Origin of the sequence: Streptomyces actuosus (genome assembly GCF_016921115.1) — a bacterium.
GTDB lineage: Bacteria > Actinomycetota > Actinomycetes > Streptomycetales > Streptomycetaceae > Streptomyces > Streptomyces actuosus_A.
On the sequence record NZ_JAFFZS010000019.1, the window covers coordinates 62,994 to 76,838 of the forward strand.

The 13,845-nt window shown below is 73.7% G+C and carries 15 protein-coding genes; 3 read left to right on the plus strand and 12 right to left on the minus strand.

The features are described 5' to 3' along the window. Positions 1-30: 30 nt before the first annotated feature. The 4 genes from JS756_RS22610 to JS756_RS22625 form a co-directional block, all read right to left on the minus strand. Complete coding sequence (locus JS756_RS22610; protein WP_205384997.1) at positions 31-828, minus strand: TIGR04222 domain-containing membrane protein; 798 nt, start codon at positions 826-828, stop codon at positions 31-33. A gap of 95 nt (positions 829-923) precedes the next feature. Continuing rightward, the gene (locus tag JS756_RS22615; protein ID WP_205384998.1) at positions 924-1,796 is read right to left on the minus strand and encodes a DUF4142 domain-containing protein; all 873 of its coding nucleotides are present in this window, start codon (positions 1,794-1,796) and stop codon (positions 924-926) included. A 101-nt stretch (positions 1,797-1,897) separates the two neighbouring features. Then, the gene (locus tag JS756_RS22620; RefSeq protein ID WP_205384999.1) at positions 1,898-3,256 is read right to left on the minus strand and encodes an MbnB/TglH/ChrH family RiPP precursor modification enzyme; all 1,359 of its coding nucleotides are present in this window, start codon (positions 3,254-3,256) and stop codon (positions 1,898-1,900) included. Between the two features lie 117 nt (positions 3,257-3,373). Beyond that, on the minus strand, positions 3,374-4,165 hold the full coding sequence (locus tag JS756_RS22625; RefSeq protein ID WP_205385000.1) for an SAM-dependent methyltransferase: 792 nt from the start codon (positions 4,163-4,165) through the stop codon (positions 3,374-3,376). A gap of 64 nt (positions 4,166-4,229) precedes the next feature. Here JS756_RS22625 and JS756_RS22630 point away from each other — a divergent pair, with 64 nt between their 5' ends. From JS756_RS22630 to JS756_RS22640, 3 genes are all read left to right on the plus strand, one after another. Beyond that, positions 4,230-4,367: a hypothetical protein gene (locus JS756_RS22630; protein ID WP_205385001.1), complete on the plus strand. Its 138-nt coding sequence runs from the start codon at positions 4,230-4,232 to the stop codon at positions 4,365-4,367. Between the two features lie 311 nt (positions 4,368-4,678). Then, the gene (locus JS756_RS22635; protein WP_205385002.1) at positions 4,679-6,199 is read left to right on the plus strand and encodes a hypothetical protein; all 1,521 of its coding nucleotides are present in this window, start codon (positions 4,679-4,681) and stop codon (positions 6,197-6,199) included. A 12-nt stretch (positions 6,200-6,211) separates the two neighbouring features. Next, a complete protein-coding gene (locus JS756_RS22640; RefSeq protein ID WP_205385003.1) occupies positions 6,212-6,562 on the plus strand; it encodes a hypothetical protein in 351 nt (116 codons plus the stop codon). 269 nt (positions 6,563-6,831) lie between these two features. Here the strand turns inward: JS756_RS22640 and JS756_RS22645 are convergent, their stop codons facing one another. The 8 genes from JS756_RS22645 to JS756_RS22680 form a co-directional block, all read right to left on the minus strand. Beyond that, the gene (locus JS756_RS22645; protein ID WP_205385004.1) at positions 6,832-7,554 is read right to left on the minus strand and encodes an aminoacyl-tRNA hydrolase; all 723 of its coding nucleotides are present in this window, start codon (positions 7,552-7,554) and stop codon (positions 6,832-6,834) included. Between the two features lie 104 nt (positions 7,555-7,658). Beyond that, positions 7,659-7,838, minus strand: coding sequence for a hypothetical protein (locus JS756_RS22650; RefSeq protein WP_205385005.1), 180 nt, complete (start codon positions 7,836-7,838; stop codon positions 7,659-7,661). Positions 7,839-8,040: 202 nt separating this feature from the next. Then, positions 8,041-8,901: a polysaccharide deacetylase family protein gene (locus JS756_RS22655; protein WP_205385006.1), complete on the minus strand. Its 861-nt coding sequence runs from the start codon at positions 8,899-8,901 to the stop codon at positions 8,041-8,043. Between the two features lie 241 nt (positions 8,902-9,142). Beyond that, positions 9,143-9,523 carry a VOC family protein gene (locus JS756_RS22660; RefSeq protein WP_205385007.1) on the minus strand — a complete coding sequence of 127 codons (381 nt, stop codon included), beginning with the start codon at positions 9,521-9,523 and terminating at the stop codon, positions 9,143-9,145. Positions 9,524-9,729: 206 nt separating this feature from the next. Then, a complete protein-coding gene (locus tag JS756_RS22665) occupies positions 9,730-10,791 on the minus strand; it encodes a slipin family protein (RefSeq protein WP_205385008.1) in 1,062 nt (353 codons plus the stop codon). 306 nt (positions 10,792-11,097) lie between these two features. After that, positions 11,098-12,552, minus strand: a complete 1,455-nt coding sequence (locus tag JS756_RS22670) for a SulP family inorganic anion transporter (protein ID WP_205385009.1) — start codon at positions 12,550-12,552, stop codon at positions 11,098-11,100. 8 nt (positions 12,553-12,560) lie between these two features. Further along, a complete protein-coding gene (locus JS756_RS22675) occupies positions 12,561-13,142 on the minus strand; it encodes a carbonic anhydrase (protein WP_205385010.1) in 582 nt (193 codons plus the stop codon). Between the two features lie 129 nt (positions 13,143-13,271). After that, on the minus strand, positions 13,272-13,676 hold the full coding sequence (locus JS756_RS22680) for a hypothetical protein (RefSeq protein WP_205385011.1): 405 nt from the start codon (positions 13,674-13,676) through the stop codon (positions 13,272-13,274). Positions 13,677-13,845 lie beyond the last annotated feature (169 nt).

Consider the following 13,845-nt stretch of genomic DNA (forward strand, 5'->3'; position numbering starts at 1 on the left):
AATGACTCCTGTGCGCCCCCGGCGCACCGGTCAGGCCCGGTGCTCCCGGTGGTCGTCGCGATGCGCGAACGCGGCCCGCAGCTCCGGCTCGCCGACCGCCCGGACGCCCCGGACGGCGACGCAGGCCAGGTAGGCGCGGTCGTCGCCCCCCGGCCCGCCGCCCGCCCGCTGCGCCAGGTTGCCCAGCAGCCGCTGTCCGGCCGGAGAGGCCCAGCGCGAGTACGGGCGCACCTCGATCCGGGCGATCGCCAGGCAGCTCAGGGTGAGGGCCAGGGGCAGCGCGAACCACAGGGCGATCAGGATGCGCGGCAGGTCCGCGGAGCCGGGCAGCAGCAGCGCGGCCGTGGCCAGCGCCACCACCGCCGCCGCGGCGAGCCGCACCCGGCGCACGCCCGCCGCGACCGTCGTGCGCGACCCGTCCGGCACCGCCAGGCCCGCGACGACCAGCCGGTCCGCGAGATGGCGGACCGCGTCGGCGGCGGCAGCCGCCGCCCGCACCGGCGCGATGCGCGACTGGCCCTCCGGACCGATCGCCCCGATCACCGAACGTTCCATGTCGTCCCGGCCGCGCGGATCGACGACGGTCGCCCAGCCGGTGTGCGCGAGCAGCAGCCGGCGCTGGCGGGCCATCGACACCAACGTCAGATCGGCGACCCGGGACGGACCGCCGGACAGGAACGCCGCCTCGTACAGCGTCAGAACCTGCTCCCGGCCCGGGGCCGCGCCCTCCCGGCCCGGGGCCGCGGCGCGGACGGCGGCCAGGCAGAGCCGGGTGCACGCCACACCGGTGACAGCCCAGGCCGGCAGCAGGAGGAGGACCCAGATCATGTCGTGTTTCTATGCCAGAGGGACGGGACCGTGCCAGGCCTTTTCACCATCCGGACGCGCGCCGCTGCCGGTGCGTGACGTTGCGTTCGCGGCGGTCAGGCCGGGCCCGGGGCGCCCGCGGGGCCCGTCGGTGAAGCGGTGGCCTGCGGCGTGCTCGCGGTGGGCGGCGGGCCGGTGTCCGGTGGCGGGCCGGTGACGGCCGGCGGCAGCGGATAGCTCGGTGCCGGGCTCTCCGCGGGAACCGCCGTGGGGGTGACCGGTACTGCCGGCGGCGGGTCGGGCAGCGGGCCGGGTACGGCGGAGCGATCGGCGGACGGCGCGCTGCTCGCGCTCGCCGGGTCCCCGGCCAGGGCGTCGTAGTCGACGAAACCCGTGGCCTCCAGCATCTTGATGTGGTCCAGTTCGGAGGTGACGGTGGCGTCGGCCAGGGCGCGGACGAGCGAGTTGCCGGTGCCGGCCCTGACCTGGGCGCTGAGCTCCAGCAGCCGGCCCTGCGCCGGACGCAGGGACTCCACGAACGCGCGGTCGAACCCGATGCCCCGGGCGGTGCGGAGCTCGTCCAGCAGGTCCTGCTGCGCTGCGGTGGGCGCGTCGGGCAGCGCCAGGCGGAGCCCGGCGGCCGTGTCGCGGACCTGTTCGTCCAGCACCGTGTGCCCGGCGACCAGCTGCCGTCCCGCGGCCCGCACCGCGTCGGTGGTGCCCTTGAGCTGCGCCTGCTCACCCGCGGGCACCTCCCACAGGCCCGCCAGGCGGACCTCGGCGACGAGGTCCCGGTCCGGCCCGGACAGCGGGCCGTACGGCGTCGGCACGGACGGGTCGGCCAGGGTGGTGGCGGTCTCGGTGCCCGGCCGGTCGGCGTACGACCAGAGCGGGATCACCAGCGCGGCGAGCGTCGCCGCGAGGCCGGCGATGATGACGGCGGTGCCGATGAACGCGGCCCGGCCGCGGGCGGGGGGACGGGGTCGCATGGTGCCTCCTGCTTGCGGCCCCGCATGCTACAGCGGCGTCCTCGAAGGACCGCCGGCCGGTCCCGGGCACGGGCGCGCGACCCGGGCCGGGGCCGGCCGCGTCACCGCCGCAGCAGCACCCGGCGGGTCGCCCGTGCCAGTCGCACCGCCGGCCGCCGGGAACGCGGCCTCGGCCCCGACCGGTCCCGCCACCACACCCGCAGCTCGTGCCGTGCCTCCGCGTCGTCCACGAGTCCCTCGCCCAGCAGATGCGCGGCGAAACCGAGGGCGTCGTGGCGGTAGCCCGCGGTCATGGGGTGGGTCTGGGCGTAGGCGAGGAAGGCCGGGCGGTAGGCGTCGCCCAGGATGCCGGGGAGTTCCGGCGCCGTCCTGGCCACCACCCCGGCCCGCTTGGCGGCCAGTGCACGGGACTGGACGCCGAGGCGGACGCGGTCGAAGCCCTCGGGCGCCGGGGTGCCCGCGACCAGCGCCGACAACAGCGCCGTCTGGGTCAGGGCCAGGCGCTGACGGGTCGCTTCCGGCACGGCCGGCGCCACCTCTTCGGTTCCGGGGCCCGGGTCCTCGGCCGCCGCACCGCCCGCGGCCGGCCGTGCGTGCCCCGCCCGCTCCACGGGTTCCGGCGGGACGGGCGCGCCCGCCCCCCGTTCCACCGCGGCCCGGATCGTCCCCAGCTCCCGCTCCAGCTCCGCCGGTTCGGGGAAGTCCTCGTCCCGCTCCAGCAGCACGCCCGGGGGCCGGACCCGGGAGGCCAGGTCGGTGAGGACGTCGAGCACCGGTTGCGGGACGGGGTGCGCGTGGCTGTCGTGCCAGACCCCGTCGCGGGCGAAGCCGCCCGCGACATGGACGTAGGCGATGACCTCCAGTGGGATTTCGGCGAGCGCCTCGGCCGGGTCCTCACCGCGGTTGACGTGGTTGGTGTGCAGGTTGGCGACGTCGACGAGGAGCCGGACACCGGTGCGGTCGGCGAGGTCGTACAGGAACTGGCCCTCGGTCATCTCCTCCCCGGGCCAGGAGATCAACGCGGCGATGTTCTCCACCGCGAGCGGCACCGGCAGGGCGTCCTGAGCGGCCCGGATGTTCGCGCACAGCACGTCGAGGGCGTCCCGGGTGCGCGGCACGGGCAGCAGATGCCCCGCCTCCAGACGCGGGGACGCGGTCATCGGGCCGCCCGCGCGGACGAACGCGATGTGCTCGGTGACCAGGGGCGAGCCCAGCGCCTCCGCCCGCTCGGCGAGCGCCGTCAGACGCCCCGGGTCGGGGCGGTCGGCGCCGCCCAGTCCCAGCGAGACCCCGTGCGGAACCACCGTCACCCCGCGCTCGCGCAGCCGGCGCAGCGAGTCGGGGAGGTGGCCGGGGCAGACGTTCTCCGCCACGACCTCGACCCAGTCGATGCCCGGCATCCGCTCCACGGCGTCCGCGATCTCAGGCCGCCACCCGATGCCCGTCCCCAGCTGCCGCATGATCTCCCCTCCCTCTCGGTGACGGGGGTATGGCCCCGCCCGCCGGGGCCGAACCCTGCGCCGGGGGAGTTCAGAGCAACATTTGAGGTTCCGTGCCGGCGGGCGCGGCCCGGCACGTCAGCGCTTGACGGCCACTCCGCCGAAGCTGTCCACGTCCCGCCGGTCGCCCGACGCCGGGTCGGGGCGCCACTCGGCGACCGGCACCAGGCCGGGCTCCAGCAGGTCGAAGCCGTCGAAGAAGCGGGCCAGCTGCTCCGGCGACCGGTTCACGCGCGGATTGTCGCTCGCCTCGTTCCACCGTTCGACCATGGTGCGCATCTCGGCGGGGTGGAACCTCTCGGTGCTGTCGCAGAACACCAGATGGCTGCCGGACGGCAGCGCGTCCTTGAGCCGGCCCACCACCTCGTAGGCCGTGTCGTCCGGGACGTGCGCGGCGATGCCCAGCAGCATCAGCGCCATCGGCTGTGCGAAGTCCAGGGTGCGCCCGGCGGCACGCAGGATCGCCTCCGGGTCGCGCAGGTCGGCGTCGATGTAGTCGGTGGCGCCTTCGGGTGTGCTGGTGAGCAGGGCGTGCGCGTGGTTGAGCACGACCGGGTCGTGGTCGACGTACACGATCCGCGCCTCGGGCGCGAGCGTCTGCGCGACCTCGTGCGTGTTGTCGTGCGTCGGCAGCCCCGTCCCGACGTCCAGGAACTGCCGGACGCCGGCCCCGGTCGCCAGGTGGGTGACCGCCCGTTTGAGGAAGGCGCGCTGAGCGCGCGCGATGTCGACGATCTCCGGGTTCAGCTCCCGGATCTGGTCACCGACCTGCCGGTCGATCTCGTAGCAGTCCTTGCCGCCCAGCCAGTAGTTCCAGACGCGCGCGGAGTGCGGGACGGTGGTGTTGAGCGGCGGACGGTCAACCGACATTTCGACTCCCCGAATCTTCAACAGCCTTGTGCGGCCGATGCGTTGCGGGTCCCACCGTAGCCCCGTGATCACCGGGGCGACCATGTGGGACGGCCCGGTGGAACCGGCTGATGGCCCGCCCGCCACCGCGCGCGACCTTGCACAGCACATCGCCGCTGTGAGTTTCGACGGCGAGACCGGGCGCGTCGGCCTCCAGCCCTGATCTCCGGTCGGCGCCACCCGCCTGAGGTCCGAAGCCCACCGATTCATCAGCAAAGCCGATGAGAGGCTGCGCGCGGGCGTCGTGAAGACCCTCCGAATCCCGCACTCCGGACCGGTCGGACGGGCTTCGACGGACGTGCGACCTCGACGCCCGTCCGTCGGGCATGCCGCTCCGGAGAGCGCCAGGAACGGTCCGATCCGGCTCGGGGACGCCGCCGGACCGGTCGGCGGTGTGCTCCGTGCCAGCGATTTCCGCGTGGCTGCGGCGCGGCGAAGTCAGCCGGACGCGGCGACGTGGATAGAGGTGTGAACATGATCCGATCTCGTCTTCGTCGACGTTCCAGCGTCCTCGGTCTGGTCTCCGTGATCGTGGCCGCGCCGCTTGCGATGGCCGCCGCGGCTCCCGCAACGCCCTCTTCGGGCGCCTCGTCGGAATCCCCCGCCCCGGTCGGTGGGCACCGCTTCTCGCAGGCGGACACCGGCCGGCAGGTGGCGCGGTTCAAGCGTCAGCTGGCCGGGTCCGGCTACGTGTCGCAATCGGGCACCGAGGGCGTGTTCGACCTGAACGGCAGATACTGCGACGGGACCGTCTTCAGCGGCATGTGGCCCAATCCCCAGTCGCCGTACATCCTCACCGGCCTGCCGGAGGTACCGGGGCAGGCGCCCAACACCAACCCGCCCAGGACCTGGCGTCTCCGGCAGGACGAGGCTGTCGTGCTGATCGGGACGACGCCGCCGCCGGAGGAGTACTTCGGCGTCGACCTCACCAGGCTCAAGGGCTCCCTGCACACCGGACCGGTCGTGTGGACCTCCGTGGTCGACCCGGTCAACAACAAGACGGTGCGCACCACCGGCGCGAAACCCTACGGCCGGCCGTTCGCTCTGGTGATCACGGGCAACCGGCGCACCCGGGATGAGGTCAACCGGATGCTGGCAGCCTCCGGGCTGGGCCGTGGGACGAACAACATGACGATCCCTCCGGCCATGTACCGGCTCGGCCTCGGCGAGCATTCCGACGAGTTCCTGATCGGGATTCGCACGATCTCGGCCAAGCCCGGTTTCGAGAAGGCGCTCGACGACTACCGCGCGGCACCCCCGATCGAGGCCTTCCGAGTGCGGCCGCGAGGCGACTCCGAGGACCAGACGAAGCCTGTCTACGGCCCCGATCCCCTGCCCGTCCCCCGGCTGCGCGTCTCCGGGACCGGTGCCACCGAACTCGACCTCAACCCCACCCTGCAACAGCTGCGGCGACGGATCATCGACGCCCACCCGGCCTACAAGGCGGAGGACCTCGTCGTCAGGCGCGGCTTCGAGGAGTCGAATCCGGGCTTGCAGGAGAACCTGCTGACCGATCCGCCCCTCACGGGAGTGGCCGCCCTGTCCAACGACGCCGACGACCCGATCAGCCGGAACTTCCGCCTGCCGGACGGCTCCTTCGTCGTCGCCTACGGCACGAACCACGTGGCCACCCGGCAGGCCAGCTACTCCAGCATCGCGATGTACGCGGGACCCAGAGCCGCCGTGTCCCTGACCGCGAAGGACAACCGTGAGTTGCGGGGCAGCGCGCGGGACTTCATTTCCGACCGCAAGGACGCGGACCAGTTCTACGCCTGGACCTTCAGCCGTGCCGGCGACGCAGGACCCACCGGGCAGCACGTGACCGAACTGCCTTCCGCCGGTACCGACTTCTGCGCCCAGTACGGCACCGACAGGCCAGTCGACATGAGCACGATCCGCGCCGTGGCCCGCGCCTACATGCAGCCCGCGACCCTCACCCGCCCCGCCTTCTCGTCCCTTCTCCTGGACCGGCTGCTGGTCTTCACCCCGAGGTGAGCCCTGGGCGAGGTGGCCACCGCGGACGGAGACTGCAGCGGCGGGCGGGTCGCGACACCGCGACCCGCCCGCCGCTCGGGTGGTCCCTCGCCGGCCTGCACCCGCACCGGCACCCCGGTGCTGCGGGGAGGCCCGGCGCCGCACGCACCCGCACGGCCACGCCGCCCCCGCGGCCGCCTCGTCCACCTGCCCTACGGCAGCAAAGCCCGGCAGACACGCGACGCGCTCGCCGAGCAGACCGTCGGCCTGCCGGCTTCGCTGAGCCCCACCCGGCTGACCTCGCGCGCCTGGTTCGAGGAGATCTCCCCCGGCGAGTGGCCCACCCCCCGGTCGTGCCCGCACCGCCCAGGACGCACCGGTTGATGCGCATCAAGTGATGTGCACCAAGCCGCCGTACAGGGCCAGCGCCGCCGACATCGGCTCCACCGCCCGTGGGCCGACCGAGGCGGCCCGCCCGTCTCCGCGCGGATGCGCCGGTACTCGAAGCAGGCGAAACCATCGCGCGCCGGGTGAACCCGAGCAGAGGGCCGGACGCCGGCAGACGACCGCTGCCGTCACCCGTATCCGGTCAGGACCGCCGAGACGTCAGTGAGGGATCCGGGACGATCCCGAGGGCGCCCCCGGGCCGCGGGTCAGGTCCGCTGCAGTGCTGGATGGTCGGCGACCACCGTGCAACTGCCCGGCGCGATCTCGGTGAAGCCGGCGTCCCGCACCACCGGCAGCCCGCCCCCGGTGAGCCGGCGCCACCGCTCCACCCCGGCGGTCCGCACGGCGAGCGCGAATCCGGAGTCCCGCCAGGCGGCGCGCTCCTCCTCGTCCAGCTCCCACCAGGCGAGCTGGGCGCCGTGCCCGGCCTGGGCCATCGCCTTGCCCGCCGACATCTCCACCTCGGGGCTCATCCACAGCACCGGAGCGGCACCGTCCGGCTCGGCGGGCGGTTCCGGGTCGTCGAGGTCCGTGCCCGACACCTGGAGCTTGGCGAGGTCCTTGGGCCAGCCGTCCAGTGGCACCGGCGGAAAGACCCGCACCTGCGCCGCCTTGCCGGTCACCGTGATCCCGGGCAGCGCCTCGGCCCGCCGCCACTCCGCGCCGCGCGCCCGTCGCACCACCTTCCGGATGCGCGCGTCCTGCCAGGCCCGCATCGCCTGCGCCCACGGACCGTCGCCGAGCGACCGCTCGTCGGCCAGCATCAGCAGCACGGCCCGCGCGGCCGTCTCCAGTGCGTCGGTGCGCGCGGGCGGCGCGGCGCGCTCGACCCGCACGACGAGGGGCAGCACGAACTGCGGGGCGGTGTCGCGGGCACGGGACTCGGGGCGGAAGGGGCTGTCCTGGGCGGGCGTCGGTTCGCTGTTCACGCCCCCCAGTCTGCCAAGCCGGTCCGGCGAGGTGATCAGCCGTACGCAACGGGGCCCGGCTCCGGCGCGCGGTGCCGGCGGTCACGGCGCGTGGTGCGACGCGGTCACCCCGAGCACGCGGTGCGCTGCGCCTCCTGCCACTCGCACACAGGGCACAGCGTGATCCCCTTGTACGCCTCCGGGTACTCCGTCGGCTCCCGGCACAGCACGCACTCCGCGTACGGCGGTCCGTCCGCCCGTGGCGGTCGCTGCGCCTCACCGATCGTGCAGTAGTCCTCGCTCACCCCTCCAGCCTAGTGCCGCGGCAGGCGACGTCTGCCCGTCAAGGAGCGGCGTCCGGTGCGTGCTCTCGGATGTACTCGGGCTCTCGTCCGGTGCGGCGAGAGTGAGTGCCGGGCGCCGCGACGGGGCGAACGTCGCCTGGTGCGGCACCGGGCGCGATGCCAGAGGCCGGGTCGCGGCGGGCAGCGGCCCACCGGTTCCCGGTCAGCGCCGGGCCCGCGCGGTCCCGATCAGCTCGGACACCCGCACGAACCGGTACCCCTGTGCCCGCAGCCGCGGCACGACCGCGCGGACGACCCGCTCCGTGGTCGGGGCGGCGCTGCGGGTGCAGTGCAGGACGACGACCGAGCCCGGCTTCACCCCGTCCATGACCTGCTGGATCACGGCGTCCGCGTCGGTCGCGAACGCGTCCCCGCTCACCACGTCCCATTGCACGGCCGTCACACCCGTGCCGCTCAGCGCCTTGAGCGCGTCCCGGTCGTAGCAGCCGCCGGGGAAGCGGAAGTACGGCATCGCGTCCGGCACCCCCGCCCGCCGGAGGGCGTCGTACGCCCGCTCCACGTCGGAGCGCATCCGGTCGGCGGCGACGGTCGGCAGGCCGTAGCAGTCGCCGGTGAAGGCGTAGTGGCTGTAGGAGTGGTTGGCCACCTCGAACAGCGGGTCCCGGCCGATGGAGCGGGCCTGCGACGGGTACTGCTCGGCCCACCGTCCGGTCATGAACACGGTGGCCGGCACCTTCAGCGTCCGCAGGGCCTCGATGAGTCCGGGGTTGTCGAACCGTTCTCCGGCCGCCGCCCGCGGCCCCTGGTCGGCGGTCATGTCGGCGTCGAAGGTGAGGGCCACGGTCCTGCCCGGCCCGCTGCGTGCCCCGTGTTCGAAGACGGGGGTCAGACCCGCGGGGCCCGGGGCCAGGGTGGGCGGCCGGGAGGACGGCACCGAGCCCGAGGGGGCCGGGCGGGCTGCCGTGGGCGGTGCGGGGTCCGGAGCGGCGCCGCAGGCGGAGAGCCCGGCGAGGGCGGCGGTCAGGGCGCAGAGGGCGGCGATACGGCGTACGGGGCTGGTCACCGTATGAAGCTATGAACACACCGGGTGCCACCGGGACCGCCGCGCCCCGCCCTCCGTTCGATTCACCCGCCCGGCGGGCGCCGCCCGGCGGCCTGCGGCGGTCGTGCCGCGGTCCGCCCCGGGGGCGGCGGCCCTGCGCCGCGACCGGTCGCGCCGCCACGTCGGCGGCCCTGCGGCCGGCCCGCGTGTCCGCGGGTGCCGATGAGCCCGGCGCCTTCTGCCCATCCGCGACCGACGAGCGTCAGAGCGGGTTGAGGCGGGCCTTGAGCAGGCAGAACTCGTTGCCTTCGGGGTCGGTCAGGACGTGCCACTGCTCCTCGCCCGTCTGGCCGATGTCGGCCGGACGCGCACCGAGCTTCAGAAGGCGTTCGAGCTCGGCGTCCTGATCGCGGTCGGTGGCGTTGACGTCGATGTGCAGCCGGGACTTCCCCTTCTCCGGCTCGTCCCTGCGGCTGAGGATGATCGTCGGCTGCGGGCCGCCGAAGCCTTCGCGCGGCCCGATCTCCAGGGTGCCGTCGTCCTCGCGGGAGAGGACGACGAAGTCCAGGACCTCGCACCAGAACCGCGCCAGCAACTGGGGGTCGCGGCAACCGAGGACGAGCTCACTGATCCGGCATGCCATGAACGAAACCTGCTCTCAACCTGGGGAGTTGCCGGGCAGGCCACACGTGGACCGTGCCCTCCCGGCAATGATCACGACCTCGCGACCGTACCGGACGGGGTGAGCGCGGGCGAAACGATTTCAGGACAGATTCTGCCCGGGCGGCCCCGCAAGGCCGTCGGGCCGCGCGGAGAGAGGCTGACCCGTCGTCAGGTCACGGTCTCGGCCTAGCCGGCCATCCGGCCCGGTGGTGTCCGCCGGACCGGCTTCGGCGGCCGGGTCGGCTCGGACTCCTCGGCTCCCTCCGGCTGCCGGGCCGGACCTTCCCGCGGCGGGCCCTCTTCGAGCGGCGGGCCCTCTTCGAGCGAGGAAGCGGCCCGGTCCGGAGCAGGCGCCGGTTCGAGGGGAGCGGTCCGGTCCGGTGAAGGGGGCTGTCCGAGGGGTGGGGCCTGCTCTGCCGGTGGCACGGGATCCGGCGGGCGGTGACGTTCCTCCGCCTGCCGATGCTCGGGGTGGTGGGGGTGTTCGGGTTGCTGGGCCCTCTCCAGGAAGCGGAGCAACTCCACCGGGAAGGGCAGGACCAGCGTGGAGTTCTTCTCGGCGGCGACCGCCACCACGGTCTGCAGCAGCCGCAGTTGCAGGGCGGAGGGGGTCTCGGCCATCTGCTGGGCCGCCTCGGCGAGCTTCTTGGAGGCCTGGAGCTCGGCGTCGGCGTTGATGATCCTGGCCCGGCGCTCCCGGTCCGCCTCCGCCTGACGGGCCATCGAGCGCTTCATGCTCTCCGGCAGGGAGACGTCCTTGATCTCCACGCGGTCGATCTGCACGCCCCACCCGATGGCCGGGCTGTCGATCATCAGCTCCAGGCCCTGATTGAGCTTCTCCCGGTTGGACAGCAGGTCGTCCAGGTCGCTCTTGCCGATGATCGAGCGCAGCGAGGTCTGCGCCATCTGCGAGACGGCGAACCGGTAGTCCTCGACGTTGACGATCGCCGCCGCCGGGTCGACGACCTTGAAGTAGACGACGGCGTCCACGCGCACGGTGACGTTGTCCCGCGTGATCCCCTCCTGCGCCGGGATCGGCAACGTCACGATCTGCAGATTGACCCGGCGCAGCCGGTCGACACCGGGGACGATCATGGTGAGGCCCGGTGTCCGTGCGGAGCCGCGCAGCCGGCCGAGCCGGAACACCACCCCGCGCTCGTACTGCTTGACGATCCGTGCCGCCGCGGCGAGGTAGATGATCCCCGCGGAACCGGCCGCGACGACCGCCGTCACCAGCTCCTGGACCATGACGACCTCCTCCGTCTTCTCCGGCAGGGGTCCGTTCAGCCTATTCTGCAACGAAATGCCGCGCAGGTCGCCAGTGCCGCGGCAGGCGGCGTTCGCCCGTCGAGGAGCGGCGTCCGGTGAGTGCTCGGGGGTCCCCGTGTTCGACGAGCCTGGGGGAGTGCCGGCCGCACGTCCTCGTACGGGGCGTACTCGGGCTCTCGGCAGGTGCGGTGGGTGCGGCGGGTGGTGGGGGCACCTCCCGCACCCTCGGGGCGGTAGGGGAGCGCACCGGGCGTCGCGACGGGGCGGACATCGCCTGTCGCGGGGCTAGGCCGCCGTCAGCTTGACCGGTTCCGTCCCGGAGGCGCTGTGGCGTTCGGCCCAGGTCTCCAGCGCCGTGCGGCAGGCGTGGTCCAGGTGGTGCAGGCCCCGCAGATCCAGCTCGACGGGGCGGTCCTGGGGGAGGGACTCCAGTGTGTCGAGGATCTTCGGCAGTCTGAGGAAGGTGGCGTTGCCCGACAGGTACGCCCGGACGGCGCCGGCGCCCTTGTCGACGATCTCCAGCTTCGCGTGCGAGGCCTCCCAGGCGGCCTTGGCCACCGACAGGCCCAGGCCGATGAGCACGCCCTCGAACATGCTCACCGTGACGATCGACACCGCGGTGACCACGACTATCAGCGCCTCGCCCCGGTACCCCCGCCACAGGGTGGCGATGCCGCGGAACGGGATCAGCTTCCAGCCTGCGTGGACCAGGATGCCGGCGAGGGCAGGCAGGGGTATGAGTGCGAGCGCGGCGGGCAGCAGCGCCGCGAACAGCAGCAGCCACACGCCGTGCAGCACCCGCGACGCCTTCGTCCGGGCGCCCGCCCGCACGTTGGCCGAGCTGCGCACGATCACCGCGGTCATCGGCAGCGCTCCGAGCAGGCCGCACACGGCGTTGCCCGCGCCCTGCGCCATCAACTCCTTGTCGTAGTCGGTGCGCGGACCGCTGTGCAGCCGGTCCACGGCGGCGGCGCTGAACAGGCTCTCCGCGGAGGCGATCAGCGTGAAGGCGAGGATCGTGCCGAGCAGGCCGATGTGCCCGAGCCGGGCGAAGGCGTCCGCACTCGGCGGTTGCACGGAGTCCAGCAGGCCCTTCACCTCGACCGTCGCCACCGGAAGGTCGAGGACCAGCGCGGCCGACGTGGCCAGGACCACCGCGGCCAGCGCGCCCGGCACGGCCTGCGCCCGCTTCGGCAACCGCTTCCACAGCACCAGCACCGCGATCGTTCCCGCGCCCACGGCGAGGGAGGAGAGCGCGGCGGCGCTGCCGAGGGCGTCGACGGCCGCTCGCGGCAGCCCGGCCAGCTTCTCCGTCCCGGAGGCGGGGGCCTTCAGGCCGGCCGCCGCGTACAGCTGACCGGCGATGATCACCAGGCCGATGCCGGCGAGCATGCCCTCGACCACGGACACCGATATCGCGCGGAACCAGCGGCCCAGCTTCAGCGCGCCCATGCCGAGTTGGAGGAGGCCGGTGGCGAGCACGATCACGCCGAGCGTGGGCAGCCCGTAGCCGCGGACGGCCTCCAGGACCAGCACGGTCAGTCCGGCCGCGGGGCCGGACACCTGCAGGCTGCTGCCCGGCAACAGCCCTGTGGCGATGCCGCCCACGATGCCGGTGACCAGGCCGAGTTCGGCCGGTACGCCGGAGGCGACGGCGACCCCGACGCACAGCGGCAGCGCGACGAGGAACACCACCAGGGAGGCGGTGAAGTCCTGCCTGAGGTGGGGGAACTTGGTCATGCCGGCGCTCACAGGGACTCGAAGGAGTCGGTGTCCGCGCGGTGTTCGCGCACCGCGCCCGTGTGCACCTCGTAGTACCAGCCGTGCAACCGGAGCAGACCGGACGTCAGGCGCTGCTCGACGCAGGGGTAGGAGCGCAGCCGCAGCAACTGGGTGAGGACGTGGTTCTGCACCGCGTCGGCGACGGTCGGGTCCTGCGGATCCGAGGCTCCGGGGTCCTCCGCGGCGTGCGCGAGCCAGTCCCGTACGGCGGGTACCGCCGCCAGATCGTCGCCGCGCACCAGGGCGCCGACGGCGCCGCAGTGCGAGTGGCCACAGACGACGACGTCCCGGACGCCGAGGACGTTCACGGCGTACTCGATGGTGGCGGTCTCTCCGCTGGGCGTGCCGGAGGCGTAGGGCGGCACGATGTTGCCCGCGGTGCGCAGCTCGAAGAGCTCGCCGGGGCGGGCGCCCGTGATCAGGGCCGGGACGACCCGGGAATCGGAGCAGGTGATGAACAGGACCTGCGGCGACTGGCCCTGGGCCAGCCCGGCGAACTCCTCAGGGCGCTGTCCGAAGGCACGGGCGTTGTCGATGAGGGGCTGCATGTGTGGTGACTCCTCCTGGCGCGCCGTGTCGGGCGCGTCGGGCTTCCGAAGGACACAGGTGGGGGGAAGTGCTCTGTGTGCTGCGCATGGGCTTCCGCTTCGGCGGGTGCGGGCGCGCGACGCCCGCTCTCAGCAGCGGAAGGCCTGGAGTGCGGCGGTGCTGCGGTCCGCGGCTGATCTCGACGGCCGGGCGTGCGAGGCGCCGGGGGCCGTCGGCCGGGATATGGCCGCCGTGGGGTCGGGGGAGGGGCGGTCGGGGGCCTGCGGTGTGGGGTCCGTGTGCCGGTGGCGGTCGCGTCCGGCCACCGGGCCTCCGGTGCCGGGCCGGCCGCCCGCCGGACAGCAGTCGCGGTATGCGTCCGACTCGTCACCCTGTGTCGTGGTCCAGGGGTCGATATCGGGCAGGGTCGTGGCCTCGGCGTGACGGCTCGTGTGCGCGGACGCGAAGGATGCGGATGGCGCGAAGACCTGAAGGACGAGCAGGGCTGCGGCGAGGGCGGGGAGCAGGGTCCTGGCCGTCTTACCTCGGAACATGCGCCCCCCTCCACGCTCGGCGCACCCCAGGTGCACCCCAAATGCGCCCCATTGCCTGGTCAACGGCTGGTCAAGAAACACGTTAACCCCGCACGGTCCTTTGCAGGGTCAACCACGGCGCTCCGGCTCAAGACAGCCCGAAAAGAGCGGGTGGGTTGGCCGGAACCCG